Origin of the sequence: Deinococcus radiodurans R1 = ATCC 13939 = DSM 20539 (assembly GCF_000008565.1) — a bacterium.
Classification (GTDB): domain Bacteria; phylum Deinococcota; class Deinococci; order Deinococcales; family Deinococcaceae; genus Deinococcus; species Deinococcus radiodurans.
Window position 1 is genome coordinate 204,246 of sequence record NC_001264.1, and the last position, 25,952, is coordinate 230,197.

The 25,952-nt window shown below is 67.3% G+C and carries 22 protein-coding genes and 3 pseudogenes; 8 read left to right on the top strand and 17 right to left on the bottom strand.

Features of this window, described 5'->3' with window-relative positions; genetic code table 11:
- Positions 1-78: 78 nt before the first annotated feature.
- The 15 genes and pseudogenes from DR_RS14575 to DR_RS17265 all read right to left on the bottom strand — a co-directional run bounded on the left by DR_RS14575 (position 79) and on the right by DR_RS17265 (position 17,137).
- Positions 79-1,326 (bottom strand): acyl-CoA dehydrogenase family protein, encoded by a 1,248-nt coding sequence (locus DR_RS14575; RefSeq protein ID WP_010889455.1) that lies wholly within the window; start codon positions 1,324-1,326, stop codon positions 79-81.
- Positions 1,323-1,730: a hypothetical protein gene (locus tag DR_RS14580; RefSeq protein WP_010889456.1), complete on the bottom strand. Its 408-nt coding sequence runs from the start codon at positions 1,728-1,730 to the stop codon at positions 1,323-1,325. The genes DR_RS14575 and DR_RS14580 overlap by 4 nt, the downstream gene beginning before the upstream one ends.
- Positions 1,727-2,221 carry a PaaI family thioesterase gene (locus DR_RS14585; protein ID WP_010889457.1) on the bottom strand — a complete coding sequence of 165 codons (495 nt, stop codon included), beginning with the start codon at positions 2,219-2,221 and terminating at the stop codon, positions 1,727-1,729. Before DR_RS14585 ends, DR_RS14580 begins: the two co-directional genes overlap by 4 nt.
- 32 nt (positions 2,222-2,253) lie before the next feature.
- Positions 2,254-2,715, bottom strand: coding sequence for a MaoC family dehydratase (locus tag DR_RS14590; RefSeq protein ID WP_010889458.1), 462 nt, complete (start codon positions 2,713-2,715; stop codon positions 2,254-2,256).
- On the bottom strand, positions 2,712-3,488 hold the full coding sequence (locus DR_RS14595) for an SDR family oxidoreductase (protein WP_010889459.1): 777 nt from the start codon (positions 3,486-3,488) through the stop codon (positions 2,712-2,714). The genes DR_RS14590 and DR_RS14595 overlap by 4 nt, the downstream gene beginning before the upstream one ends.
- Positions 3,489-3,698: 210 nt before the next feature.
- Positions 3,699-4,562 (bottom strand): ammonia-dependent NAD(+) synthetase, encoded by an 864-nt coding sequence (gene nadE / locus DR_RS14600; RefSeq protein ID WP_010889460.1) that lies wholly within the window; start codon positions 4,560-4,562, stop codon positions 3,699-3,701.
- Positions 4,563-4,636: 74 nt separating this feature from the next.
- On the bottom strand, positions 4,637-6,022 hold the full coding sequence (locus tag DR_RS14605; protein ID WP_027479767.1) for a superoxide dismutase family protein: 1,386 nt from the start codon (positions 6,020-6,022) through the stop codon (positions 4,637-4,639).
- The gene (locus DR_RS14610; protein WP_027479768.1) at positions 6,022-7,266 is read right to left on the bottom strand and encodes a PQQ-dependent sugar dehydrogenase; all 1,245 of its coding nucleotides are present in this window, start codon (positions 7,264-7,266) and stop codon (positions 6,022-6,024) included. Before DR_RS14610 ends, DR_RS14605 begins: the two co-directional genes overlap by 1 nt.
- Positions 7,267-7,377: 111 nt before the next feature.
- Positions 7,378-7,809, bottom strand: coding sequence for a response regulator (locus tag DR_RS14615; RefSeq protein WP_010889463.1), 432 nt, complete (start codon positions 7,807-7,809; stop codon positions 7,378-7,380).
- Positions 7,806-9,404 (bottom strand): sensor histidine kinase, encoded by a 1,599-nt coding sequence (locus DR_RS14620; protein WP_010889464.1) that lies wholly within the window; start codon positions 9,402-9,404, stop codon positions 7,806-7,808. Before DR_RS14620 ends, DR_RS14615 begins: the two co-directional genes overlap by 4 nt.
- Before the next feature lie 112 nt (positions 9,405-9,516).
- Positions 9,517-11,232 (bottom strand): M3 family oligoendopeptidase, encoded by a 1,716-nt coding sequence (locus DR_RS14625; RefSeq protein WP_027479769.1) that lies wholly within the window; start codon positions 11,230-11,232, stop codon positions 9,517-9,519.
- 198 nt (positions 11,233-11,430) lie between these two features.
- Positions 11,431-12,993 carry a glycoside hydrolase family 10 protein gene (locus DR_RS14630; protein WP_231885344.1) on the bottom strand — a complete coding sequence of 521 codons (1,563 nt, stop codon included), beginning with the start codon at positions 12,991-12,993 and terminating at the stop codon, positions 11,431-11,433.
- A gap of 183 nt (positions 12,994-13,176) precedes the next feature.
- A complete protein-coding gene (locus DR_RS14635; protein ID WP_010889467.1) occupies positions 13,177-14,286 on the bottom strand; it encodes an ABC transporter permease in 1,110 nt (369 codons plus the stop codon).
- Entirely contained in the window at positions 14,283-15,254 is a 972-nt protein-coding gene (locus tag DR_RS14640; RefSeq protein WP_027479770.1) for an ABC transporter permease, read from the bottom strand. The genes DR_RS14635 and DR_RS14640 overlap by 4 nt, the downstream gene beginning before the upstream one ends.
- A gap of 135 nt (positions 15,255-15,389) precedes the next feature.
- Positions 15,390-17,137: pseudogene (locus DR_RS17265) on the bottom strand (ABC transporter substrate-binding protein).
- Positions 17,138-17,246: 109 nt separating this feature from the next.
- Here DR_RS17265 and DR_RS14650 point away from each other — a divergent pair.
- The 4 genes and pseudogenes from DR_RS14650 to murQ all read left to right on the top strand — a co-directional run bounded on the left by DR_RS14650 (position 17,247) and on the right by murQ (position 20,200).
- Complete coding sequence (locus DR_RS14650; RefSeq protein ID WP_051618884.1) at positions 17,247-18,029, top strand: GntR family transcriptional regulator; 783 nt, start codon at positions 17,247-17,249, stop codon at positions 18,027-18,029.
- Positions 18,030-18,055: 26 nt separating this feature from the next.
- A pseudogene (locus DR_RS17080) lies at positions 18,056-18,514 on the top strand (anhydro-N-acetylmuramic acid kinase); the annotation flags it as partial.
- 85 nt (positions 18,515-18,599) lie between these two features.
- Positions 18,600-19,232 (top strand): anhydro-N-acetylmuramic acid kinase, encoded by a 633-nt coding sequence (locus DR_RS17085; protein ID WP_268741601.1) that lies wholly within the window; start codon positions 18,600-18,602, stop codon positions 19,230-19,232.
- Between the two features lie 50 nt (positions 19,233-19,282).
- Positions 19,283-20,200: an N-acetylmuramic acid 6-phosphate etherase gene (gene murQ, locus DR_RS14660; protein WP_010889472.1), complete on the top strand. Its 918-nt coding sequence runs from the start codon at positions 19,283-19,285 to the stop codon at positions 20,198-20,200.
- Positions 20,201-20,221: 21 nt separating this feature from the next.
- Here the strand turns inward: murQ and wrbA are convergent, their stop codons facing one another.
- Positions 20,222-20,824: an NAD(P)H:quinone oxidoreductase type IV gene (gene wrbA / locus DR_RS14665; protein WP_010889473.1), complete on the bottom strand. Its 603-nt coding sequence runs from the start codon at positions 20,822-20,824 to the stop codon at positions 20,222-20,224.
- Positions 20,825-21,089: 265 nt separating this feature from the next.
- Between wrbA and DR_RS14670 the strand changes: the two genes are divergently transcribed.
- A complete protein-coding gene (locus DR_RS14670; RefSeq protein WP_010889474.1) occupies positions 21,090-21,485 on the top strand; it encodes a hypothetical protein in 396 nt (131 codons plus the stop codon).
- Between the two features lie 8 nt (positions 21,486-21,493).
- Positions 21,494-22,495 carry a serine hydrolase domain-containing protein gene (locus DR_RS14675; RefSeq protein ID WP_010889475.1) on the top strand — a complete coding sequence of 334 codons (1,002 nt, stop codon included), beginning with the start codon at positions 21,494-21,496 and terminating at the stop codon, positions 22,493-22,495.
- 3 nt (positions 22,496-22,498) lie between these two features.
- Here DR_RS14675 and DR_RS14680 read toward each other — a convergent pair whose 3' ends face one another.
- Positions 22,499-23,587, bottom strand: a complete 1,089-nt coding sequence (locus DR_RS14680; protein ID WP_162177634.1) for a helix-turn-helix domain-containing protein — start codon at positions 23,585-23,587, stop codon at positions 22,499-22,501.
- A gap of 57 nt (positions 23,588-23,644) precedes the next feature.
- On the opposite strand from DR_RS14680, the pseudogene DR_RS14685 reads away from it, so the two are divergent.
- Both DR_RS14685 and DR_RS14690 read left to right on the top strand, forming a co-directional pair.
- Positions 23,645-24,855: pseudogene (locus DR_RS14685) on the top strand (serine hydrolase domain-containing protein).
- A 280-nt stretch (positions 24,856-25,135) separates the two neighbouring features.
- Complete coding sequence (locus DR_RS14690; protein ID WP_010889478.1) at positions 25,136-25,942, top strand: hypothetical protein; 807 nt, start codon at positions 25,136-25,138, stop codon at positions 25,940-25,942.
- Positions 25,943-25,952: the final 10 nt, after the last annotated feature.

Consider the following 25,952-nt stretch of genomic DNA (forward strand, 5'->3'; position numbering starts at 1 on the left):
TGGTGCGGGGTGGGGCGCGGCGGACTTTTCTCCGGCCCGGCGCCCCTGGGAGTTGTTGGTTCAGTGGAGGTGACTGGCTCAGCGCTTGCTGAGCGCCCGCAGGTCCACGCCCTGACGGCGCAGTTCTTCCTTGGCAACCGTTTCGGTGTGCACGATGTCGGGGCCGTCGGCGAGGCGCAGGGTGCGGGCCTGCGCGTACATCATGGCCAGCGGAGTGTCCTGGCACACGCCTGCGCCGCCGTAGACCTGAATGGCACGGTCAATCACGCGCAGGGCCATGTTCGGCGCGACCACCTTGATGGCGGCGATTTCGCCCTTGGCGTCCTTGTTGCCCACAGTATCCATGGTGTGCGCGGCCTTGAGCGTCAGCAGCCGGGCCTGGTCGATCTCCATGCGGCTCTGGGCGATCAATTCGCGGGTGTGCTGGTGCAGGGCGAGCGGTTTGCCGAAGGCGATACGCTGCGCACTGCGCTCAATCATCAGCTCCAGAGCGCGCTCGGCCTGCCCCACCAGACGCATACAGTGGTGGATACGGCCCGGCCCCAGGCGGCCCTGGGCGATTTCAAAACCCCGGCCCTCACCGAGCAGCATATTGGTCACGGGCACGCGCACATTGTCGAAACTCATTTCCATGTGGCCGTGCGGGGCGTCGTCGAAGCCGAAGACTTGCAGAGCACGCTCAATTTTGACGCCGGGTGCGTCGAAGGGCACCAGAATCATCGACTGTTGCAGGTGCCGGGGGGCCTGCGGGTCGGTTTTGCCCATAAAGATGCTGACCTTGCAGCGCGAGTCGCCCGCGCCCGAGGACCACCACTTGCGCCCGTTGATGACGTATTCGTCGCCATCACGCACAATCTGCGCCTCGATGTTGGTCGCGTCGCTGCTCGCCACCTGCGGCTCGGTCATGGAGAAGGCCGAGCGGATTTCGCCGTTCAGCAGGGGAAGGAGCCACTGCTCCTGCTGCTCGGGCGTGCCGTAGCGGGCAATGACTTCCATGTTGCCAGTGTCGGGCGCGTTGCAGTTGAACACTTCGGGCGCCCACCACACCCGGCCCATGATTTCGCACAGGCCCGCGTATTCGAGGTTGGTCAGCCCGGCACCGAACTTGCCCTCGGGGTCGCTCGCAGGCGGCAGGAAGAGGTTCCACAGACCCTCGGCGCGGGCTTTGGGCTTGAGTTCCTCGATCAGCTCGACCGGCGCCCAGCGCTCGCCGGACTCGACCTGGCGGTGAAATTCGGCCTCGTTGGGGTAGATGTAGGTGTCCATGAAGCGCAGCAGCCGCTCGCGCAGGTCCTGGGCGCGGGGGGTGGTGTCGAACATCGTCATGCGGGTTCCTCCAGGGGGGAAACAGAAACTGGGGTCAGGGGGCGCAGATCGGCGCTCGGGCCGCCGACGCCCAGCAGATCTATGCCCAGCAGAAAGTCGCGGCACAGCCCGCCGCCTTCGCGCCGCAGCACCAGCCCCAGCCCCTGCACCTCGGCCTGCACGGCTTCGGCGCGGGCAAAAGCCTCGGGCGAGCGGTCATGTGCCAGCTCCTCGGCGAGGCGGTTGTCTTCCTCGAACAGCGCCCGGTACGTCTCGTAAGCGGGCAGCGGCTCGAAGGCGCAGCGAAAGGCGAAGGGACGCAGTTCCAGCACGATCAGGTGCCCGAGCGGCAGCCCCGCGCCGCTGAGCAGCAGCACGCTTTCGCCGGGGCGCCAGGGGGCGGGGACGGCCTGTTCGGGGGTCACGAGCCCTCCGTCTCGGTTGTTGGGCCGTTTGCCGCCGAAGTGGGCACATCGGCGAGCACGATGGTTCCGAGCGCCGTCGCCACCAGCTTTTCGTCGCCGCCCTTGACCGCATAGATGTCGCAGCGGGTCACGGCCTGCCGCTTGGTGGCGCTCACCACGCTGGCGCGCGAGACGAGTTCCTCGCCTACGCCGGGGCGCACGAAATTGATCTTGAACTCGCTGGTGAGCACGTTGGGTCCCAGCGCCAGCGCGCCGATGAAGGTCAGCGAGATATCGGCCATGGCGGACATCAGCCCGCCGTGCGCGAAGCCGTGGTGCTGGCGCAGGTCCTCGCGCAGCGGCACGCGCAAGGTGGCCTGCGAGGGGGTGATGTCGGTGAACTGGGCACCGATCAGGGTGGAAAAGGACTGCGCGGCGATCACCTGATTGGCGAAGGCCAGAACTTCGGCGGGAGACTGTGTTGGCTCAGACTGGGGAGGCTGTTGGGTCATGAAGGGCCGCTCCTGTGGCTGGTGGCGGGGGATTACAGGTAGACGCGGAAGACCGTTTCCGCGATGCAGGCGGGCTTGGACGCGCCCTCGATTTCCACCGTGTTGAGCACCGTCATCTGCAAAAAGCTCTCGCCTTGCTCCACGCTCTGCAAGGTCGCGTGGCTGCGCAGGCGGCTGCCGACGCGCACCGGGGTGGGAAAACGCACCCGGTTGAGGCCGTAGTTGAGCGTGACTTTCGCGCCGGTGATCTCGGGCATACCGCCGCCGTTCAGAAAGTCACCGGCGAGCATCGAGAGGCTCATGAAGCCGTGGGCGACAGTAGTGCCGAAGGGGCCCTGGGCGGCTTTTTCGGGGTCCACGTGAATGAACTGGTGGTCGCCCGTCGCGTCGGCGAAAAGGTTGATGCGCTCCTGGGTGACTTCGACCCAGTCCGACACGGCGAGTTCCTGCCCGACGAGTGCCGGGAGGTCCTGGGGCGTGAGCGAGCGGCTCATATCGCGGTGATGCCGCCGTCCACGGCGATGTTCTGGCCGGTCATGTAGGCGCTGGCGTCGCTGGAAAGCAGCACGGCGAGACCCTTGAGGTCCTGGTCGGTGCCCAGGCGGCCCATCGGCGTGTGGCTCATGATGGCTTGCTCGGCGGCGGCGAGGGTGCCGCGCGTCATCTTGGTGGGAAAGTAGCCGGGGCAAATCGAGTTGACGGTGATGCCCTTGGGCGCCAGCTCGGAGGCCAGGGCGCGGGTAAAGTTCACCACGGCGCCCTTGGAGGTGTTGTAAGCCATGGTGGGCATCATCTGCGGCGAGTTGCCCTTGAGGCCCGCCACGCTCGCCACGTTGATGATGCGGCCCTTGCCGGCGGGCAACATGCAGCGGTTGAGCACGCTCTGGGTGAGCAGGAACGTTCCGTTGACGTTGACGTTCATCACCTTCATCCAGGCGTCGAAGGGATGCTCGGCGGTCGGTGCGCCCCAGGTGGCCCCGGCGTTGTTGATGAGGATGTCGATGGGCCCGACTTCCTGATGAATTTGCGCAATGAGCGGGTCGATGCTCTCGAAGTTGCCGAGGTCGTTGGCGTAGACGTGGGCCTTGACGCCCAGCCCTTCGAGGTGCGCCTTCGCCTCGTCGAGTTCGTTTTGCTTGCGGGCGGTGAGCACCACGGTGGCGCCGTACTCGCCGAGCGCTTCGGCCATCTGCAGGCCGAGGCCACGCGAGCCACCGGTGATGAGCGCCACTTTGCCGGACAGGTCGAACAGTTCTTTCAGGGCCATACTTTCCTCCGTCGAAACCGGCCTGCGTGCGGCCGGCGAGCCATGCTGGATTGCGGAACGGCCTCAGCATACGGGGAAATTTACGTGCACGTCAATTCTGGACGTGGAGGGATATTTTTTGGAGCCTCTGGCGACACAGCAAAAGGCGCCCCGATTCACCTCGCACGGCAAGGGCCGAGGAGGAGCCGGGGCGCCGCAGAACGTCTTTTTTCAGCTCTGCTTTTGTTCGCCCGGCTGCCACCAGCCGTCAAAAGGCGTGACCGGCAGCGCCCGCTTGTGACGGGAATTGAGGAAGAGGCGTTCGAGCCGGGCGGCGGCTTCGTCGCTGACCTCGCGACCTTCGAGGTAGGCGTCGATCTGGGCGTAGGTCACGCCGAGGGCCACCTCGTCGGGCAGGCCGGGGCGGTCGTCCTCGAGGTCGGCAGTGGGCACCTTGCGCCACGTTCCTTCCGGGGCGCCGAGGTGCGCGAGCAGTTGGGCGCCCTGCCGCTTGGTCAGGCCGGAGAGCGGGGTGAGGTCCACGCCGCCGTCGCCGTACTTGGTGTAAAAGCCGGTCAGCGCTTCCGCCGCGTGGTCGGTGCCCACCACCAGCAGGTTTTCCTGCCCGGCGAGCGCGTACTGCGCCACCATGCGTTCGCGGGCCTTGACGTTGCCGCGCACGAAATCGCGCACTTCGCTGCCCAGGGCCGCCTGCGCCGCCGCCACCGAGGCGTCTGCCGCCTCCTTGATGTTGACCGTCACTTCGCGGTCGGCCTGAATGAAATCGAGCGCCTGCTGCGCGTCGGCCTCGTCGGCCTGCACGCCGTAGGGCAGGCGCACGGCGAGAAACGTCGCCCCGTGCCCCTGCGAGCGCCGCCGCTCCACCGCGAGCTGGCACAGCCGCCCGGCCAGGGTGGAATCCTGCCCGCCGCTGATGCCGAGCACGAAGCCTTTGGTCGGCGTGCTTTGCAGGTAGTCGCACAGAAAAGCGACCCGCCGCTCGACTTCGGCACCCGGGTCAATGTCGGGCTGGACGTGCAGCTCGCGGATGATGTGGCTGCGAAGCGGGGAAAGGGGCAGAGGTGAAGGGGTCATGGGCGCAGTATGCCCGGAGCCGGGGCATGAAAAAACCTCTCCCGGGATGGGGAGAGGCCGAAAAGAGAGAGTGCTCAGAACTTGGCGAAGCGGGTGAGCTTGAACGGCGTCTCGGGTGTGCCGCCGATGCGGTCCAGTTGCGCCTGCGTCACCACGAGGTCGTTCCCGACCTTCGCCAGCGTGGCGGGAAAGCGCAGGCCGTTCAGAGGCTCCTGCGCGACCAGTTGGCCGCTGCCGTAGTCGGCGCTGAGGCTGACCTTGGCGACGACCTGGTCCTTGTTGCGGGCGACGTAGAGGGTGCGCCCGTCGAGCAGGAGGCCGTCGCCGTTGACGAGGCCGTCCATGACCTTTTTGACCGCCTTGGTCTTCAGGTCGATGCGCCACAACTCGCCCGTGTTGAGCTGCACGGCGAGCAGGTACTTGCCGTCGGGCGTGGCAGCGATGCCGTTGAGGTTGACGCCGGGGCCGTACTTGATGGGCGTGCCGGCGAGGTCGAGCCAGGCCGTCAGCTTCAGCGCCTTGTCCACGCGGAAAATGACTGGGCGCGAGGAATCGGTGACATAGAAGTTGCCGTCGGGCGCCAGCACGAGGTCGTTGATGTAGGGACGCGGCGACTTGGGGGTCTCCAGCACTGCCAGCGTCATGCCGTCGGGCGTGAGGATGCTGACCGTTCCCTGGGCACCGCCCGCAATCCACAGTCGGCCCTGGGGGTCCACCTTGAGGCCGAGCGCGACCTGACGGCCATAGGCGCCGCCTTCCTGAAACTTGGTCACGGCGCCGCTCTGGGCGTTGATGGCGTAGATGGTGCCGTTCTGGGCGCTGCCAGTGTAGATCAAGCCTTTCTTCGCGTCGTAGGCGACGCCTTCGGGGTGGTCCACCGGGCCGGGCAGCGCGTAGTCGCGCACGCTCAGGCCGTCGCGCACGATGACGCCGCAGCGCTCGCGGGCACCGGACATGCCCGCCGGGTCGGTCTTGTAGTCGTCGGGGTTGGCGTGGATGACCAGACTGCGGTTCAGGATGCCGTTTTCGCCGGTCAGGCTGATTTTGGTGCTGGTAAAGCTCGCTTTGCCCACACCGTCGGCGCCCACGCTGAGCATCGGGGTGTCGCCGCCGTGCCCGTGTTTGTTGTCGGTCTGGGGCGTATCGTGGTTGCGGCTCATGCTGGGGTCAAAGTGCCCGCCCGCCGCGCCGAAGGGCACCACTTTGTTGACCGCCGGGTCCACGCCGGGAGTGCAGCGCCCGAACTCGTGGACGTGCATCCCGTGCATCCCGGGCGTCAGGCCGCGCACGTCCACCGTGACCTGCACGCCCGCGCCCTGCTGCACGAAGCGGGCACTGCCCACGACCTGCCCGGCACCGTCACGCAGGGCGGCGGTGGCACTCAGGGGAGTCGCCGGCTGCGCGCCGCCCGCGCTCGCCAGGCCCAGGGTCAACAGCCCGAGCAGCGCCGTTTTACGCATCATTTCTGGCCTCCCACGTACTGCACGCGGTAAATCACGCCGCTCTGGTCGTCGGTGAACAGCAGGCTGCCGTCGGTGTAGACCGCCAGCCCCGCCACGCGCCCGAACTGCTTCCACTCGCCGCCTTCCTGATAGACAAAGCCGGTCACGAAAGGCTCGATCTTCTCGGGTTTGTTCTGCGCGTCAAACACCACGCGGGCGACTTCATAGCCGCTCGGCTCGTTGCGGTTCCACGAGCCCCGGAAGGTCACGAAGGCGTCATTGCGGAACTCGGCGGGAAACTGTGTGCCGGTGTAGAACTTCAGCGCAATCGCGGCGGCGTGCGCGGTGTAGTTCAGGGTGCTCGGCTCGGTCGTCGCGCAGTACTCGGCCTTGGTGATCTTGCCGGGGATGTTGGCGACATTCACGAAGGGATCGGGGTTTTTGGCGCCGTAGCAAAAGGGCCAGCCGTAGTTCTTGCCGCGCTTGATGACGTTCAGTTCCTCAGGCGGAATATTGTCGCCGTGCCAGTCGCTGCCCTGGTCCATGCCGTAGAAGGTCTTGGTGACGGGGTGCCAGCCGAAGCCGATGGTGTGGCGCAGGCCCCGGGCGTACACCTCGCGCACCTGACCGTCGGGGCGAATGCGCAGGATGGTGGCTTCCTCGGGGTTCTGGGTGGGGGCGTCATTGTTGGTCGCGCCGAAGGAGGCGTAGAGGTAGCCGTCGGGGCCCCAGCCGAGCTGCCGGGCGGGGTGCTGCCCGGCGTCGGGGAAGTTGTCGGCAAAGACGCGGGGCACGCTGAGAGTGCCGTCCCTGGCGATGTCCATGACCCATATGGTCTTTTCGCCCACCGCGTAGAGCTTGCCCTGGCGGGTATCGATGCCGTGCACCAGCTTGAGCTGGTCGGCCACCCGGCGGCGCTCGGTGGCGTCGATGGTGCCGTCGCCGTTGACGTCCTTGAGGTACCAGATGTCGCCGTTCTGGCGGCGCGACAGGTAAATGCCGCCGTCGGGCATCACGTGCAACATGCGGGCGTTGCCGAGTTCGGTTGCCATCACGCTCACCTTGAAACCGGCGGGCACCTTGAGGCGGGCGAGCTTGTCAGGCGTGAACTGCTGGGGCGTGGGCTCGTTGCGGGTCACGGTGGCCGTGGCGGGCGGCTCGGGCGCGGGCAGCGGGCGGTCTATCGGCGCGGGCGGGGGCGTCTGGGCAGCGGCAAGGGCGCACAGGGCTACGGTCAGGGGAGCAAGGAAAGTTTTTCTCATGAAGCCTCCACGCTCACAGTGAAGGCTGGGCCGAGCAGAAATTTTGCCGCTGCTCACCTTATGAGAGGAAGATGGGCGCCGCCCCAAAGTTTGCTGACAGCCTGTTTCCTCTCAGCGCGGGCCGGAAGGCAGGGCCGCCACGCTGAACCAGAAATTGCCGAGCGAGCGGATCACTTCCACGAATTCACCGATGGACACTGGCTTGGGAATGTAGGCGTTGGCGTGTAGTTTGTAGCTGCGCCACACGTCCTCCTCGGCGCGGGAGGTGGTCAGCACGATCACCGGGATGTGCTGAAGCTGCGGGTCTTCCTTGAGGATGTCGAGCAGTTCGAGTCCGCTCAGGCGCGGCATGTTGAGGTCGAGCAAAATCACGTCGGGCGTGGGCAGCTCGCCGTTTTCCTCGCGCCGCAGGAAGGTCAGCGCCTCTACCCCGTCGCGGGCCACATGCAGGCGGTGGGGAAAATCGGCTTCCTCGAAGGCCTCTTCGGTCAGCAGGATATCGGCGGGGTTGTCCTCGGTCAGCAGAATTTCGATGGCTCTCATACTTGTTGCTCCACAAGAGGCGGGGTGTCGGGAAGAAAGAAATAGAAGGTGGTGCCCTGGCCGGGCTCGCTCTCCAGCCAGACGCGGCCCCCGTGTTGCTCGGCGGCGTTGCGGGTCACGGCGAGGCCGATGCCGCTGCCTTCATACTCGCCCACGCCGTGCAGGCGCTGGAACACCTCAAAGATTTTCTGATGATACTCCGGCTCGATGCCGATGCCGTTGTCGCGCACGGCGAACTGCCAGCCGTTCCCGGCCTCGTCCTGGCCCGCCACCCGCCCGGCCCACACGTCCACGCGCGGCGGACGGTCCGGGTGACGGAACTTGAGCGCGTTGCCCAGCAGGTTGAGGAAAATGTGGTGCAGCAGTTCGCGGTTGCCCTGCACAGTGGGCAGCTCGCCGATGTGCAGCTCGCCGCCGACTTCGCGCAGCTTGACTTCGAGTTCGGCGCGCACCTGCTCGGCGAGTTCGGCGGTGTCCACCGGCCCGAAGACCCGGCCCGTGCGGTGCACCCGCGAGAACACCAGCAGGTCCTGAATCAGGGTCTTGAGCCGGTGCGCCGCCGAGATGGTGAACTTGATGTACTGCTCGCCGCGGGCGTCGAGTTTGTCGCCGTAGCGCCGCGCGATGAGTTCGGTGTAGCTGCCGATGGTCCGGAGAGGTTCTTGCAGGTCGTGGCTGGCGACGTAGGCGAAGCGCTCGAGTTCGCGGTTGCTGCGCTGCAAGCTGGCGTTCGTCCGTTCGAGCGAGCGCGCACTCTCGGCGAGCGCGGCCTCACGCTGCTGCACCGCCTCGGCCATCTGGTGAAACTGGGCGCTGAGGCGGTCGAGTTCGGTGATGCCGAGTGGCTGCACGCGCTGCTCATAGTGCCCGGCGGCAATCTGCTGGGTGCCCTCGGTCAGCTGCGAGACGCTCAGCGACAGGGTGGAAATGATGCGCCGCACCGCCAGCACGAGCAGCAGCGCCCCGAGCAGCAGCAGCAGCGGGGTCAGAATCAGCAGTCGGCGCAGCGCCGTGTTGCTTGCCTTAAGCGCGTTCGACAGGCGCTCGTTTTCGAAGCCGATCATGATGTTGAGGGTTTCGCGCGCCTCATCGGTCAGGTGACGCCCGGTGCCGGCACTGACCCGCGCCACGGCACTTTCCAGCGAAACGCGCCGGGCGGCGATTTCCGGCTGCGCGGCGACGAGCTCCCACTGCGCCATCAGGGTTTCGACGCGCCCGATGTTCTCGCGCTGGCGGTCAGTGACGGTCAGCGGCTCGTAGCGCCTGAGGTGCTCGGCAAAGTTCTGCTGACCGCGCTGGTACGGTTCCAGAAAGGAAGGCTGCCCGGTGATGACGTACCCGCGCTCGCCGTTTTCCATGTTGGAAATGTCGGTGAGCAGCAGTCGCAAGGTCAGCAGCCGCCCCTGCGAGGTCTGCGCGAAGCGGGCGCTCTCGGCACTGAGATTCACACCCCAGAGCACCAGCCCGGCCATCAGGAGCAGCAAAAGCAGCGGCAGCACCAGCGGGCGCACGATCAGCGAGGTCAGGGGGCGTGGTCGGCGCCCGGCCCTCCAGGGTTCCAGACCGGTGTTCCCGGAAGGCAGGGGCAACTTCATCGCCGCCGAGTGTACCCCGCCGCCGAGTGTCGCCTGTCGCCGAGTGGGAGGGCACGAACACGCAAGTCGCGCCCGCTGCCTCCTCCCCGGCAGACGCGGCTTGCGGGCTGGCTTAGCCGAGTTGCTCTTTCAGGAAGCCCATCAGCCCCCGGATGTACTCGCGGTCGAAGCGGAACTCGGCCCCGGCGGCGCGGTACAGCTCGGGCACGCTGACCGTGTTGCCGAGGCGCAGGGCGTCCTTGTAGCGCCCCAGCGCGGCGGCGGGGTCTTGCCGAGCGGCGCGCCAGATGGCGACGGCGGCGAGGTAGCACATGGCGTACTCGATGTAATAAAAGGGCACCTGGAAGATGTGGTAGTAGTGCCAGCCCTTCGCCCGGACGCTCTCGTCGAGGCCGCTCCAGTCGATGAAAGGATGGAACGTCCGGTCGAGTTCGAGCCACTTGGCGTCGAGGTCGGCAATCGTCACGTCCTCCGGCGCCTCGGCGTAGAGCCAGTGCTGAAAGGCGTCCATCTGCGCGGCCCAGGGCAGGAAGGCGATGACGCCCTCGAGCTGCTTGCGGCGGTAACGGGCGAGTTCGTCGTCGCTGAAGACATGCGAGAGGTGGTCGAGCGTCAGGAATTCCATCGCCATGCTGGGAATTTCGACGAATTCGATGGGGCTCCAGCGGTTCCAGACGAGCGGCTGCCGGTCGCCGCTGTAAAAGCCGTGGAAGGCGTGCCCGACTTCGTGGAACAGCACCCGCACGTCCTCGGCGGTGCCCACCACGTTCATCAGCACGAACGGCTCGTTGGTGGTCGGGAAATAGTTGCAGTAGGCGTGCGTCATCTTGCCGGGACGCGACTCGAGGTCGAGCAGCCCCGACTCGCGCATCTGCCGGAAGCGGGCGGCGAGGTCGGGGTCGAGGCTTTCATAGGTCTGCTGGGCCAGGGCTTCGAGGTCGGCGCCGGTCGCAAAGGGCCTGAGGCTCTCGCGGCCCTCGGGATCGAGCAGGTTGTTGCGGTTGTAGTCCCAGGGGCGCAGGCTTTCCAGGCCGAGTTGCCGGGCGATGTCACCCACCAGGCCGGAGAGCAGCGGCACCACCTCGTCGCGCACCGAGGCGTGAAAGTCGAGGCACTGCTCGGGCGTGTAGTCCACCCGGTCGAGTTCCTTCCAGCGGTAGTCGCGGAAGTTGGCCTCGTCGGCGTTGTGGGCGAGCTGCCGGCGGGTGCGAATCAGGTCGAGCATCACCGCGTCGAGTTCGGGGGCAATCGCCGCGTTGCTGGCCGAAAGCGCCCGCCACGCCGCTTCGCGCTGGGCGCGGTCGGGCGAGTCCATCTGCTGCTTGGCCTGCGGAAGGGTGAGTTCCTGGCCGCCGAGCTGCACCTTCTGGTTGCCGGTGATGACCGAGTGGCGGTTGATCTGCTGGTTGTGGGTGACGCCGAGGTCCACGTTCGCCTCGCGGAACAGCGCGGCGGCGTCCTGAAAGCGGCGGTAATTGAGCGCGAAGTCAGGGCCGGGAACGTAACCGGGGACCGCGAGCAGCTTCTCGGTGAGGGCCTGGCTGGCGCGCTCGGCCTGGGGCAGCACCTCGGCCACGAAGGTCTGATACCGCTGTTGAATGGCGTCGTCGTCGGTGTGGAGGTCGGCGTGGGTCGAAAGTTTGCTGCCGCTGCCTTGCAAGCGGGCACTGAGGCTGTTCCAGCGTTCCAGCCAGGCAGGCACGTCCCCGGCGGTCAGGTCGGCTTCCTGCAAAGCGGCAAATTCGGGGGCGTAACTCGCCCACTGCGCGTCGTCGGCGGGCACCATGAGCTTGTGTTCGACGGCTTCTAGATTGGATTGTGTGGTCATCGGGGGCAGTCTAGCCCAGCGGCGTTCGCGCTCCATACACCCTGGAGAACAGGTCTGGGAAGGCGCAGGACGACAGGAACGCGGGCCTGCCCCGCGAAGAGGACAGGCCCGCGCCAACAACCGAAGTCATACGGTTTTAATCCGATTCCCGAACATCCGGAAAGGCGCCGGATGCCCGCCCATCTCCTTGAAACCGTATCAGTTCAGAGTGATGGGTTCTAACATCGTCACGCGGCCCGGCGTCGCCTGCACGTTCGGGAGCAGTATTTTGCCGTCCACCCGCACGTCGAAGGCGCCCTGTGGCAGGTTCAGGAAGCCGTAGCGGCCCTGGCCGTCGCTGAAGGTCGCGGCCACCACGTCGTTCCAGGTGCCCCCGGCGCGGACGAGTTCGACCGAGTGGTGCCCGGGCCGCGCCGCGCGCAGTTCACCGCTCAGGCCGCGCACGCTGGCTGCCGGCAGGGGCGCGTGCTTCACGAAGGTCGGGAAGGGGCCGCCCGCGTCGGTCAGGCGCAGCTTGAGGTCGGCGAGCACCTCGGCCGCCCCGCGCTTACCCTCGTTCACGTCCTTGTCGGGGGTGCGGTAGGAGTAGCCCGCCCAGCCCAGGCCCGCCGCCTGCGTCTTGCGAATCTGGCTGACGGTGCTGGCGATGTCGTTGAGATAAATCGCCGCGCCGCTGACCTGCTCGGTGTGGGGGTAACGCTGCCGGAGACCCGCCGCGAAGGTGTTCCACTGGTCGAACCACCCTGCCTGGAGCGGCACGAAATCGCGCTTGTAGTTCATCATCACGTTCTGGTCGAGGTAGCCGGACTTGACCCAGGTCAGCCAGTCCTGCCCGACCTCGGCGTAGGGGCGCGAGGCGGCGAAGGCGGCTTCGTCGGCGGGGCCCTCGCCGTAGGTGATGGTGGCGGCGGCGATCGCCACACCGGGCTTGACGGCCTTGACCGCCAGCGCGGTTTCACGGACCAGGTTGGTCACCTGCTGGCGACGCCACGCGCTCCACTGCGGGTCGGCGGGGTCGGGAGTGCCGGTCGCGCCCGTCTCGGCGCGGTAGCGGGCAAGCGCCGTTTCGTTGTAGCCCCACTGCACCGGGCCGCCCACCGGGTTGTAGTCCGGGTAGCGCACGCGGTCGAACATGATGCCGTCTACCGCGTAGTTTTTCGCCACGCTGACATACATGTTGCGGATGTAGGCGGCGGCGTCGGGGTGACCGGGGTCGAGCACCCAGTCGGCGCCCGCCTTCACGGTGCCGTCGGCCTTCACGGTCAGCCAGTTGTCGCGGCCCGCCGCATTCGGCCCGTGGGTGTTGAAGGCGTGCTCGGCACTTTTGGGCGGCGTCACGCTATTCCACAGCGCCGTGGTGATAATCCAGGCATTGACCTCGATGTCTTTGGCGTGCGCCTTGGCAATCACGTCGGCCAGGGGGTCGAAGCCCGCCGGCACCTCGGGGTCGTCGGTGCGCGGCATGGCGGCGTTGTTGCAGTAGCAGTCGCCCCGGCGCCCCACCTGCACGTACAGCGTGTTGACGTTCATGGCGCGGGCGGTGTCCACCAACGTGCTGACTTCCTCGGGGGTCTTGATGCCGGGGCCGAAGGCGTCCACCCACAGGCCGCGCACTTTGCCGCTCGGGGTGCCGGGCGCCTCCTCGGTGGGGTTGGGCAGCGGCTGGGGCGCAGGTTGCGGGCCGTTCTCAGGGCTTCCACAGGCGGAGAGCAGGAGGGCGCCGAGGAGCAGGGCGGACAGGGAACGGGACTTCGACATCATTTCCTCCTTGAGGGATGCGCGATTAAGCGCGTGGGCGACAGAAGAAAGGCGGGAAGGACTGAGTACCTCGAAGTTCATCTTCAGATGAACCGAGCGAAGCGAGTATCGAAAAAAGTACGCCGAATCGGGAATGGAGCCGTTTCTGTGCAGTTCCGAAACTGCGGAATGTTAGGTTCGAAGTCCTTAACGGCTCTGGGTGTCGGCCGCGTCACGCAGGGCGTCGCCCATGAAGTTGAAGGCGAGGACGCTGATAAAGACGAAGAGGCCCGGCCACAGCAGCCAGGGGTAACTGCTCACGACTTCGAGTTTGCTCGCGTCGCGCAGCAGCAGACCCCAGCTCGTCATCGGTTCCTTGATGCCCAGGCCCAGGAAACTGAGGGTGCTTTCGCCCAGGATGTAGCCCGGCAGCGCCAGGGTCGCGGTGACGAGCAGAAACGAGCTGAGGTTGGGGGTGATGTGCCGCAGAATCACGCGCAGGTTGCTCGCGCCCATCGCCTGCGCCGCCGACACGTAATCGAGGTTGCGTGCCGCGAGCACTTGCCCGCGCACCACCCGGGCCAGACTCGCCCAGCCGATCAGCGCCAGCACCGCCACGATGCCGGTGTACACCCAGGTCGAGGGCCAGCGCGCCGGAATCAGCGTGGCGAGCGCCAGCAGAATCGGCAGGCGGGGAAAAGACAGCAGCACCTCCACCACCCGCTGAATCAGGGTGTCCACCCAGCCGCCGAAGTACCCGCTGACGCCGCCGAGCAGGATGCCGAGGGCAAACGAAATCAGCACGCCGACGACCCCCACCGTCATGCTCACCTGAGCGCCCACCAAAGTGCGTGAAAACAGGTCGCGCCCAAGCTGGTCGGTGCCAAAGAGGAAGAAGTAGCGCGGCACCTTTTCCCCGTACTCGTCCTGACCATCCGGCACGCCGAAGAGGTGGCGGTCGGACTGAAGGCCCAGGAAGGAATAAGGCTCGCCCTTCACGAAAAACTGGACCGGCAGCGGGTGCGCGGTGTCGGGCACCGTCTTCTTGGCGAAGGTCACCGGGTCGCGCTTGGTGGTCGAGCCGTAGACGAACGGGCGGTGCAGGCGGCCCTGGTGGATGAGGTGCACCGTCTGCGGGCGTTGGTACTCGTAGCCCTCATGCTGGGTGGTGATGTTGTACGGCGCCAGAAAGGGCGAAAGCAGCGCGATAACGTAGAGCGCGATGAGCACCCACCCTGCAATCACGCCGGGCCGCGACTTGCGGTAGCGCCGCCACGCCATTTGCAGCGGGGTCCGGGTTTCGGGGCCGCCGGTCACGAGTACCTCACGCGGGGGTCGGCCCAGGCGAGGGCGAGGTCGGAAAGCAGGTTGCCGATGAGCAGCAAGAAGGCCGAGAGCATCAGCAGGGTCATGGCGGTGTACTGGTCCTTGTTGAGCAGCGAATCGTAGAGCAGCGGCCCGATGGTGGGCAGGCTCATGACGATGGAAATGATGATGGTCCCACTAATGAGCGTGGGCAGGCTGAGGCCCGCGAGGCTGATGAGCGGGTTGATGGCGTTGCGTACCGCGTGCTTCCAGATGACGCGGCCCTGCGGCAGGCCCTTTGCTTTGGCGGTGCGGATATAGTCCTGGCTCAGCACGTCGAGCGTGCTTGCCCGCATCTGGCGCATCAGGCCCGCCACGCCTTCGAGGCCCACCGCCAGCACCGGAATCCAGAGGTGCGCGAGCAGGTCGAGGACTTTGGCGAAAGACCACGGCGCGTCGATCATGTCGGGTCTGAACAGCCCGCCCACGTTCGTTCCGCCGAGCTGCCGCACCAGCACCACGAGCAGCAGCGCCGCCAGAAAGTCGGGAATGGCGAGGCCCACATAGCCCAGAAAGTTAGCGATTTGCGCGGGAATGCCGTAGCGGTTAAAAGCCGTGTAGATGCCGAGCGGCACCGCGATCAGCCACGTCAGCGCCAGCGTGAGCGCGGCGATAAACACCGTCCAGCCCAGCCGCTCGCCGATGATGGACGTGACCGGCGCCCCCGACGCGAAGGAGTACCCGAAATCGAGCCGCGTGACCACGCCGGTGATCCAGTTGAGGTACTGCTTCCACGCCGGCTGGTCGAGGCCGAGCTGCCGGGTGATGTTGGCGACGGTTTCCTTGGAGAACCGGGGGTCTTCGAGGTACTGGTCAATAAAAGAACCGGGCTGCAACTTGATGACGAGAAAGCACAGCACCGAGATCACGAGCAGGGTGGGAATCATGCCGAGGATGCGGCGCAGGGTGTAGTTCAGCATGTGGCAACAAAGCAACAGGGAGAAAGCACAGGAAAAAACTCCTCACGGGAAAAAGACCCCTCACCCCTTTGCTCCGCAAAGGCCCTCTCCCCTACGGAGAGGGAGGAAGCAGCGGAAGGGTGAGGGGCCTTTTCCTCACTTCTGGAAAATCAGCGGCACCGGGTTGTAGCCGGGAATCACGCCGAGGTTGTACACGTAGTTGCCGTACTTGTCGCTTATCGCGCCGATGTTCTCGGGCTTGGCGATGGGCGTGACCGGCAGGTTCTGCGCGAAGTTAAGCTGCCAGCGGGTGTAGAGCGCCTTGCGCTTGCCCACATCGGGCGTGGTCGAAGCGTCGTCGAAGATGGTGTAGATCTCTTTTTCCCAGGGGAACATCTTGGCGAGGTTGGGCTTGTCGCCGTCTTTGGCCGGCATCAGCGAGCGGTGCCAGTAGTACAGTGCTCCGCCGGGCTGCCAGATGGGGCGGCGCAGTTCGGGGTCGGGCTGGTCGCCGAAAGCGTGCAGAATCATTTCCCAGTTGCCGCTCTGGCCCGTCGAGAGCAGTTTGCTGCTCAAGATGCCCTTGAGGTTGACCTTGACGCCCACCTTGGCGAAGTCGCTCTGGATGATGGCGGCCATCGGCGGGTACACGGGCGAGTCGGTGCCGTAGGTGAGGTCGAATTCGAGCGGCTTGCCGTTGCTCATCAGGCGAATGCCGGCGCTGTTCTTCTTGTTCAGGCCCAGGGCGTCGAGCGCCTTGTTGGCGGCGGCGAGGTCGAAGGTGCCGAGCTGCCGGGTCGTGTTGGCGTAGAACGCCTTGTTGGCGGGCGCCACGCCGTGACCGGGCAGGCTGGCAAGCTCGTTGTACACGGTGTCGATGATGCGGCGGCGGTTGAGCGCACTCTGCATGGCGCGGCGAAAGCGCACGTCACTGAACAGCTTGGCGAGCGCGGGGTCGGCGGCGTCGAAGTTGTAGGCCACGAAGGGCGGGCTGCCGAACAGCGCGGTGGAGCGGATGACCTTGAACTTGCCGCCCGCGACTTCCTTGCTCTTGAGGTCGGGGAACTGAGCGCCCGAGATGTTGAGCTGGTCGAGGTTGCCGGCGAGGAACTGCGACACCTGCGCTGCGGGTCACGCAGAATCAGGAATTCGAGGCTGTTCAGGTAAGGCAGCTTGGTGCCCGCCGCGTCCACCTTCCAGTAGTTGGGGTTTTTGACCAATGTGACCTTCTGGCCCGCCGTGTACTTGCTGAGCTTGAAGGGGCCGGTGCCCACAACTTCGGACTCGTCCACGTTGGTGGGCCACGCCTTGTTCACGTCGGCGCCGGTGAATTTGGCGAGCTTGTGCTGCGGCATGATGAAGTAGCGCTGCTGGAGCAAGAAAGCGGGGGCAGGGCGCGGCAGGTCAAACTGCACGGTGTAATCGTTCACCTTCTTGATGGTGACCGGCTGCCCGTCGAGCTTGAAGTTCCCGGCGTCCCCGGCGCGGGCTTCGGGGTTCATGATGAAGTTCTTGTAGGTGAACACCACGTCGTCGGCGTTGAAGGTCTGACCGTCGGACCACTTCACGCCCTGGCGCAGTTTGAAGGTGTAGGTCTTGCCGCCGTTGCTCACGGCCCAGCTCTCGGCGAGTGCGGGTTCGAGCTTGTAGGTGGCGAGGTTGAACTCGACGAGGCCGTCGAACAGTTGCTGCGAAATCAGGCCGAGGTTGTTGTCGATGGCGCCGTAGTAAAAGAGGCTTTGCGGGCTGTCGCCGAGCGCAAGCGTGAAGCTGCCGCCGGGTTTGCCGTTGGTCACGCCGAGGGAGCCGTAGCCGCTGACTTTCTTGGGCGCGGCGAACGCCTGGTTGAGGCCGCCGCCGAGCAGGGCCAAGCTGATGAGGGTAAGGGCAGAGCGCTTGAGCATGGGTGTCCTCCAGAGAACGAGTTGTGAAAACTGGCGCCCAGCATAAGACCAATTGTGGTCCAATAACAAGACCTTTTCAGAATTGGTCCGCAAGTGGTACGGTTGCGCCGTGTCCTCGCCTGCCCCTTTGCCGCCCGAGCCGCCCGCGTGGTGGGTCGCGCTCGACCCTGCCGACGCGGCCCCCGCCTACGTGCAGCTCGCGCAGGGGCTGCGGCGGCGCATCGAGAGTGGCGAGCTGAGCGCGGGCACCGCCCTGCCCGCCGAACGCGAACTCGCGGCGCGGCTCGGCGTGTCGCGGGTCACGCTGCGGCAAGGGCTGGGGCTGCTCGAAGCCGAGGGACTGCTGAGGCGGCGGCGCGGCAGCGGCACCTTCGTAGCGGGCACGCCGCACACCTCGCGCCAGCTTGGGCTGCTGAGTTCCTTTTCCGACGAGGTGCGCGCCCAGGGCGGGGTGCCGGGTGCCCGCGTCCTGAGCTTCACGCAGGGCCGCCCCACGCCCCAGGAAGCGCTGAGTCTGGGCCTGACCGCCGCCGAGCAGGTCTACCGCCTGCGCCGGCTTCGCACCTCGGACGGCGACCCGCTGGCGGTGGAAGACAGCACGCTGCCCGCCGCCCTGATTGGCCCGCTGACGGCGCAGGACGTGACCGACGCCAGCCTGTACGGGCTGCTGGGCCAGCGGCACCTCGCCCCGGCGCGCGCCATTCGGCACCTGCGGGCGCAAAACGCCTCGGCGGAACTCGCGCACCTCCTCGGCGTGCCGCTCGGCGCCGCGCTGCTCACCACCGAGCGGGTGTCGTGGCTCGCCTCCGGACGCCCGGTGGAGTACGCCCGCGCCTGCTACCGGGGCGACCGCTACGACTTCGTGATGGACCTGCGCGGAGAGGACCACTGATGCGCCCACCCCACGTTCTCGGCCTGATGAGCGGCACCAGCGCCGACGGGATAGACGCCGCGCTGCTCGAACTTCCCGGCTGGCCGGAGCTTGTCGTCAATGCTGCCGAGCGTGAGCAAATGTTCCCGAAGCTGACCGACTTTCCCACTGGAAAACCGCGTGGCCGGGTGGTCGCCCACACCTTCACTCCCTACTCGCCGGAACTGCGCGGGCGCGTGCTGCGGGCCATGCAGGGAGAAGCGCAGACCGCCGAGCTGACGCAACTGCACTGGGACCTCGGCGCGGCGCTGGCGGGGGCCGCCCGTGACCTAGCCCCACAAGCCGACCTGATTGCCAGCCACGGGCAGACGGTGCAGCACCACCCCCGCCCCGACCCCGCACGCGGCTGGGCGCGGCCCGCCACCCTGCAACTCGGTGAGGCGGCGCTGATTGCCGAGGTGACAGGGAGGCCGGTGGTGGCCGACTTTCGTCCGGCGGACCTCGCAGCGGGGGGCGTGGGAGCGCCGCTGGTGCCGTTCGCCGACTGGGCGATGTTCGCTGAAGGACGGCAAAAAGCGTGTCCTGCTCAACGTGGGCGGGCTGGCGAACATCACCTTTTTGCCCAGCCTAGATGCAGGCGGCCTGGACGCGGGCGGCGTGGTCGCCTTCGACACCGGCCCCGGCAACTGCCTGCTCGACGAACTTGCCGGGCAGGTGGGCCAAAGCTGCGACGAGGACGGACGACTGGCCGCGCAGGGCCGCGAGGACGCCGCGACGTTGGAGCGCTGGCTGGCCCACCCCGAACTGGCCGCGCCGCCGCCCAAAGCCACCGGGCGCGAGGTGTGGACGCTCGCGCGGTTGCCAGCGCCGACTCCCGGCCTCCCTCTGAGCGACCTCGCCGCCACCGCGACCCGGCTGACCGCCCGCAGCGTGGCCGGGGCGCTGCGCTTTCTCCCTGGCCCGCCGGATGAAGTCGTCATTGCCGGAGGCGGGGCCAGAAACCCGGTGCTGCTGCGAATGCTGCAAGACGAAGTCGGGGCCGTTCCGCTCAGAACGTTTGCCGACCTCGGCTGGGACCGCTGCGGCTGGACCGACGCCACCCGCGAGGCCGCCGCCTTCGCCTTTCTCGGCTACGCCCACGCGCAGGGCTGGCCCAACACGCTGCCGCAGACGACCGGAGCGCGGCGGGCGGTCAGCGGCGGCAAAATTTCGCTGCCCGGCTGAATAGCCTCCATCCTCTTTCCCTCTGCAATTTCCCTCCCCAAAGGACCCTCATGACCGACCCGCGCCGCACCGAACAGGTTCACCCCGACTACGCCGACCTCGACACCCTGGCCCCCGACGCGCTGATTGCGGCGCTGGCCGACGACCAGTTGGGCGCGGTGAGGGCGGTACAGGCGGCGGCCCCGCAGCTCACGGCGGCGCTGAACGCGGCGGTGCCCCAGCTGGAGCGCGGCGGGCGGCTGGTCTACGTGGGCGCGGGAACGAGCGGGCGGCTGGGCGTGCTCGACGCCACCGAACTCACCCCCACCTTTTCCTGGCCACCTGAGCGCGCCGTGCCCTTGATTGCCGGGGGCGAGCGGGCCATCCGGCAGGCGGTGGAAGGAGCCGAGGACGACGAAGCGGCGGGCGAGCGCGACGTGCAGGCGGTGAACATCGGCCCCGACGACGTGCTGATCGCGGTGGCGGCGAGCGGGACGACGCCGTATGTCCTCGGCGCGGCGCGCTCAGGCCGGGCGGCGGGGGCGCTGACCGTGGGCCTCGCCAACAATCCGGGGGCGCCCCTGCTCGCGGCGGTGGACTGCCCGGTGTTGCTCGACACCGGCCCCGAAATCATCAGCGGCAGTACGCGGCTCAAGGCGGGTACGGCGCAAAAAATCGCGCTGAACACACTGTCGAGCGCCCTGATGGTGCGTCTGGGCAAGCTCTACGGCAACCTGATGGTGGACGTGCGCGCCACCAACGCCAAGCTGGAAGACCGGGCGCGGCGGCTGGTGCAGCACGCGACGGGGGCCGACGCCGACGCTGCCCAGGCCGCGCTGAGCGAGTGCGGCGGCAGCGTGAAAACCGCGCTGGTGATGCTCAAACTCGGCCTCGGGGCGCAGGAAGCGGCGCAGCGGCTGGAAGGGGCCGGGGGCCATGCACGGCAGGTACTGGGAGAAGGGGAAGCGCTCGGCACTTCGGCTTCCTGACCGTTCCTCAGCCGAGGAACTTCAGCCGAGCAGCTTCGCCGTCAACTCCACCTGCCGCCTGACCTGATGGCGGATGCTCGCCCGGTCATTCTCCAGCAGCGGCTGGCCGTTGGCGGTTACGCTCGCGCCGTAGGGGTTGCCACCGGACTTGAAAATCACCTCGTCGGTGTAGCCGGGAGGCGTCAGAACCGCGCCCCAGTGCATCGCCGTCATGTACAGCGTTTGCAGGGTAGTTTCCTGGCCGCCGTTGACATTCTGGGCCGAAGTCATTGCGCTGAAGGTCTTGTTCGCCAGTTTGCCGCTTGACCACAGGCCGCCGAGGGTGTCGATGAACGCCCGCATCTGGCTCGTCGCGCCGCCGAAACGGGTGGGCGAGCTGAACACGATGGCTTCGGCCCATTCGAGGTCGGCGGGGGTCGCCTCTGGTACGTCTTTCATCGCCTCGATGTTGGCTTTCCAGGCGTCCTGGCCGTCAATCACGTCTTGCGGAGCAGTTTCGCGCACCTTGAGCAGCCGCACCTCGGCCCCGGCGGCGCGGCCCGCCTCGGCGGCTTCCTGGGCCATGGCGTAGCCGGTGCCGGTGCTGGAATAAAAGACGATGGCGAGCTTGACAGGAGCGGTCATGGCGTCACCATAGCGGACCGGGCGGCAGGTGGAACGTCACTTCAAAGGGCGCCGGAACGACAGAGCGGCGCGCGGGCAGCGGCTAGACTCCGGCGCATGACCGGAGCGGGCGTCGAGGAGCTGCTGCACGAGTTTCAGGGTTACGTGCTGGCCTACCGCCTGCGCCGCGCGGTGGGCGGACGGGTGGCTCCGCGCGGGCAGAGCGCTTACGCTGGGCGAGTACGCCCGCAAACGGCTGGAGCGCCAGCAACTCGCCCGCGACCTGGTGGGCGGGGGGCTCCATCCCCGGCAACTCGGGCACCTCGACCGGCTGTCCGACGAGCTGATGTTCGGCTTCTGGCTCAACCCGCGCGAAGTGGCGGCCTTTTTGAAGGGGGCGGGTCTGAACGCGGCGGGCCTGACTGGAATGGGATGGGGCACGCCTCACCCGGCGCTGGGCGACCCGGCGGCTTTTGCGGCGCTGCTGAGTGACAACGAGCAGGCGCGGCTCGGCGACCTCGGCGTGCGGCTGGTGGTCGCGCACCACCTCACTTGCCTGACGCTGGGCGCGCCGCTGCTTGACCCGAACGACACCGAGCGCGTGTGGCAACGCATCGAGGCGACGCGGCCCCCGCTGTTCGTGGACGAAGTGATGGCGGGACGCGAGGACGAAGGCGCCTAAGCTAAGGCATGGACATTCCCGACTCGACCGCCCGCCTGCTGCGTTCCCTCACCGACTCGCGGGCGCTTTCCGGCGCGGCGCTGGGGGTGGTCAATAGCGCGGGCGAGCGGGCGACGCTGGTGCTGGGCCACGCGCAACTGACGCCGGAAACGCACCCGCTGACGCCGGAGCACTGGTTCGACCTCGCCAGCCTGACCAAACCGCTGTTCACCGCGCGCGAGGTGCTGCGGGCCGCCGAGCGCGGGCAACTCGACGTGGACGACCCGCTCGCCGCCCACCTGCCCGAAACGGCGGAGCTGCCGCTGGGCGAGCGCACGCTGCGGCAACTGCTGAGCCACTCGGCGGGGGTTCCGGCGGGCGGGTTCCTGCCACTGCACGAGTGGGGCGACCCGGCGGCCATTCGCGCCCGGCTGCCGCTCGAATCCTGGGAACTGCGGGAGCCGGGCGAGGCAGAGTATTCCGACCTGGGGTACCTGCTGCTGGGGCTGGTGCTCGAACGGGTGAGCGGACGACCCCTGGGCGAGTTCGCGCTGGACGCGGAGCTGACCTTTGTTCCTGACCCCGCCCATGCCGTCGCCACCGAGGACTGCCCCTGGCGCGGGCGCGTGCTGCGCGGCGAGGTGCACGACGAAAAGGCGTTCGCGCTCGGTGGTCCGGCGGGGCACGCGGGGCTGTTCGGGACGCTCGACGGGGTGCTTGCCCAGGCAGAACGGCTGCTGCGCGGCGGCTGGCTAGGTAAGGCAGCGCAGGCGGCAGCGGTGCGTCCCGAAAGCGGTGGCCATACCCTCGCCTTCGTGCAATCGCAGCCCGGCTGGAGCGGCGGCAGCCTGTGCAGCGCGCGGGCCTTCGGGCACACCGGCTTTACCGGCACCGGGCTGTGGGTGGACCCGGAGTACGGGTTGGCCTGGACGCTCCTCACCAATCGGGTGCATCCGAGCCGGCACACGAGCATCGACACCCAGGCGCTCAGGCGGGCGGTGGGAAATACCTTGCTGGCTGAGTTGGGCTGAACTTCACCCCGCCCCGAACGCCAGATACAGCCGCGCGAGCAGCGCCGGGTCGGTCAGCGAGCCGCCGAGCACTTCCTCGGCGCGGCGCAGGCGGTAGCGCAACGTGTTGACGTGAACGTGCTGCCGAGCGGCGAGTTCATTCAGCGTGCCCCGGTGGGCGAGGTAGGCGCGCAGGGTGGCCTCGGTGCGCCCATCGTCGCCCAGGGCCGCGAGCCGGGCGAGGGTCTGGCTTCGCAGCGTGTCGAGCGCCCCGCCCGTCAGCAGGGCGTAGAGCGGGTCGAGTTCGCCGAAGACCTGCACGCCACCGCTCGCTGGAACGGCGGCGAGGGCCTGCCGTGCCTCGGCGTGGGCAGCGGCCAGGGCGCGGCCCCGGTGCAGCCCGCCCACCCCCAGCCGCACCGGCTGCCCGGTGGACTCGGTGAGCGCGGCGTAGAGTTCGGCGGCCTCGCGCTGCACGTCGGCGGCGGGCCACAGCCACAGCGCCCGCTCTCCTGTGGCCCGGTCTCCTGCCGTCCCGTCCCCTTGCACCGTGCACAGTCCGCGCCGCCCACTGCCGACGAGGTAGCCTTCCCCCGCCCCGGCGAGCACGTCGAGCGCGTGGGCCTGTGCCGCCCGCGCACTCGCGCCGCTGCCGAAGTCCTGGGCGAGCGCGGCCACCGCCACCACGTAGGCTTCGTCGCCCAGCGCGGCGGGGTCGCCCTGGCCGGAGAGCAGCGCGTCGAGGGTTCGTTCTCCCACCCGGCGGCGGGCGGCCCCGGCAGCGGCACTTTGCAGCCGCGAGAGCAGCGCGTACTCGGCGGCGAGCGGGCCGAGCGCGGTCCATTCGGGCGGTGCCCACAGCGTCAGACGTCCCACCTGTCGGCGGCCATGCGCGAGGGGAAAGGGCTGGCCTTCTCCCTCCTGTACGCCTGCTGCCGCCACCACCTCGCCCCAGCTCGCCCGGATTTCGGCGCCGCCCCCGGTCAATTCGGCGAGTTGCCGCACCAGCGCCCGCTCGGGCTGCGGGCCGGTGGCCGCCTGCCGAAGCTGGCCGAGCAGCGCGAGCAACCCTGGCTCGGCCAGCAGGCGGGCCAGCGATAGGGGGCGGGACATGACCCGCAGCATAGCCGGGCACGCCCGCCACGGCGCAAGGTGCATAGTGGGGGCACGATGACAATTCGCGCTGGAATTTCCATTCCCAGACTGCAACGCTGGGACGCCCACGTGCAGCAGACTTACCTCGACTCCGGCCTGCTGCCGAACGCGCAGACGCTGGTCTACCGGCGCGGCGAACTCGCCTACCAGAGTGTGCTGGGCTTTGCCGATATGGGGGCCCGCACGCCGCTGCGCGAGGACCATCTGTTTCGCATCTATTCCATGACCAAGCCGCTGACCTCGCTCGCCTGCCTGATGCTGGTGGAGGAAGGCCGCCTGAGCCTGAAAGACCCGGTGTCGGCGTTTATTCCCGCCTGGGCAGAGCTGAATGTCCACGCGGGCGACGCGCCGCCCACCGCCCCCACGCGCCCGATGCAGGTGGTGGACCTGCTGCGGCACACGGCGGGCCTGAGCTACCACATCCAGCAGGGCACCGCCACCGACGCGCTCTACCGCGAGCGCCGACTGGGGTTCGGGACCACGCTGGCCGACTTCGTGGCCGGGATTGCCGAGCTGCCGCTGGAATACTCGCCCGGCGAGGCGTGGCTGTACTCGGCAGCGACCGACGTGCTGGGTTACGTCGTGCAGCAGGTGGCGGGCGTACCCTTCGAGCAGTTTCTGAAGGAGCGGATTCTGACGCCGCTGGACATGCACGACACCGACTTTCAGGTGCCGCCCGAAAAAGCAGAGCGCCTGACGACCTGCTACGCGCTGACGCCGCAGGCCAGAAAGTCTTCGACCCGGCGCAGGGCAGCCGTTTCCTCGCCCCGCCGCTGTTCGTGTCGGGTGGGGGCGGGCTGGTGGGCACCGCCGCCGACTACCTGCGCTTTTGCCGCTGCCTGCTGCGCGGCGGTGAGCTGGACGGCGCACGGCTCATCGGCCCCAAGACCCTGCACCTGATGGTGCAAAACCATCTGCCGGGCGGCGCGGACATCGCCTCGCTCTCGCGCTCGGTCATCGGGGGCGGCGACGCGGCGGGTGTGGGCTTCGGCCTGGGCTTTGCTGTGACCATTGACCCGGCGCGCACCCTGCTGCCGGGCAGCCGGGGCGACTTTTTCTGGGGCGGTGCGGCGGGCAGCTATTTCTGGGTGGACCCCGCCGAGGACCTCGCGGTGGTGTTCATGACCCAGACCCTCAACTCGCCCGAACAGGCCCGCCACACCCTACGCACGATGGTCTACGCCGCCCTGGAGGACTCCGCGACCGACTGGCCGACGCGGGCCTGAGTTAGAGCAGCTTGCAGAATTACGGCATTCGGGGAAAAGCACCCCAAATGCCTCCATTCCGCGTGCTGCTCATTGTTTTCGCTCGCTCTGCTCGGCATAACAGGCCACAAAAAACGTGGCCTTTTTATGCAAAATGCTCTAGAGGAAAAGACAAAGAGCCGGGGCACGTTTCACCTTTTGCACAAATGCAAGGTGGACGGTTGCCCCGTATTCTTTGAGGTCAAAGGTCAACACGGGGCAGGTCGGAGGGAGGGAGCGGGCGTTTCCTGACAGGAGTCTCATGCGGCAACAGCAGACTGACAGAATGAAAAAAAGATTGATGCTGGCCTGCGCTCTGCTGTGGGCTGGGGCAAATGCGAGTGCGCCGCGCCCTCTGACTCCTGCCCCCGAAACGGGCCGGTTCAGCATGTCCTCCTACCTCGGAAAGCAGCCTCTGCTGGCTTGGTGCGATGCGCCTAGGCGCGTACTGGCGCTGCTTCAGTACGGCATTCCAGCGGAAACCGCTCAGGCCACACCCCCGAACGGCGAATTGTACGAATGGCCCAAAACAGCGGCAGGACTGGGGAAAATTCAGGTTTCCGAGGTACAACTCGGAGCACCTGACCCCGGCGCGGGCCAGATTTACACGCCGCTCAAACTGACTTCCGGCCCGCGCAAAGGCCAAAGCGGCTATGTCCACACCAGCAACATCGAAAACACCAACGACCCCGCCTACCGCATGACCAAAACAGGCGAATTCAAGCTAGGAAACGACGTTTACAAGTGCCGCTACGTCAAAGATGCCGCCTTCATCGGCGTAACCCGGAAGCGCACCGTCATCATCTGGGACAACGGCAAAACGGCGACCTATGCCACGCGCAATTTTGACGGCTCGGCGGGGGTGTATGTGACGGGTGGCAGGCGGATACCCCCCGGCATGGAAGGTGGAACGCACTACGAATTCTCGGCGCCGGGCGGCATCACTTACTACGTCAACATCGACGCCAATGGGCCGAAAACAGGAGCAAGTGTCATTGTCCGCCAAGACGGGCACCTCGAACCGGGCCAGCCCTTCCTCGCCTATTCCGTCAGCCTGCCGAAAAAGTAAGGAGTTTCAA

Coding starts and splice junctions, on each gene's coding strand:
- DR_RS14585 (WP_010889457.1), bottom strand. CDS start 2,221: ATGACCCAACAGCCTCCCCAGTCTGAGCCAACACAGTCTCCCGCCGAA.
- nadE (WP_010889460.1), bottom strand. CDS start 4,562: ATGACCCCTTCACCTCTGCCCCTTTCCCCGCTTCGCAGCCACATCATC.
- DR_RS14620 (WP_010889464.1), bottom strand. CDS start 9,404: ATGAAGTTGCCCCTGCCTTCCGGGAACACCGGTCTGGAACCCTGGAGG.
- DR_RS14595 (WP_010889459.1), bottom strand. CDS start 3,488: ATGGCCCTGAAAGAACTGTTCGACCTGTCCGGCAAAGTGGCGCTCATC.
- DR_RS14640 (WP_027479770.1), bottom strand. CDS start 15,254: ATGCTGAACTACACCCTGCGCCGCATCCTCGGCATGATTCCCACCCTG.
- DR_RS14690 (WP_010889478.1), top strand. CDS start 25,136: ATGCGGCAACAGCAGACTGACAGAATGAAAAAAAGATTGATGCTGGCC.
- DR_RS14625 (WP_027479769.1), bottom strand. CDS start 11,232: ATGACCACACAATCCAATCTAGAAGCCGTCGAACACAAGCTCATGGTG.
- wrbA (WP_010889473.1), bottom strand. CDS start 20,824: ATGACCGCTCCTGTCAAGCTCGCCATCGTCTTTTATTCCAGCACCGGC.
- DR_RS14590 (WP_010889458.1), bottom strand. CDS start 2,715: ATGAGCCGCTCGCTCACGCCCCAGGACCTCCCGGCACTCGTCGGGCAG.
- DR_RS14605 (WP_027479767.1), bottom strand. CDS start 6,022: ATGCGTAAAACGGCGCTGCTCGGGCTGTTGACCCTGGGCCTGGCGAGC.
- DR_RS14680 (WP_162177634.1), bottom strand. CDS start 23,587: ATGTCCCGCCCCCTATCGCTGGCCCGCCTGCTGGCCGAGCCAGGGTTG.
- DR_RS14615 (WP_010889463.1), bottom strand. CDS start 7,809: ATGAGAGCCATCGAAATTCTGCTGACCGAGGACAACCCCGCCGATATC.
- DR_RS14675 (WP_010889475.1), top strand. CDS start 21,494: ATGGACATTCCCGACTCGACCGCCCGCCTGCTGCGTTCCCTCACCGAC.
- DR_RS14630 (WP_231885344.1), bottom strand. CDS start 12,993: ATGATGTCGAAGTCCCGTTCCCTGTCCGCCCTGCTCCTCGGCGCCCTC.
- DR_RS14610 (WP_027479768.1), bottom strand. CDS start 7,266: ATGAGAAAAACTTTCCTTGCTCCCCTGACCGTAGCCCTGTGCGCCCTT.
- murQ (WP_010889472.1), top strand. CDS start 19,283: ATGACCGACCCGCGCCGCACCGAACAGGTTCACCCCGACTACGCCGAC.
- DR_RS14575 (WP_010889455.1), bottom strand. CDS start 1,326: ATGACGATGTTCGACACCACCCCCCGCGCCCAGGACCTGCGCGAGCGG.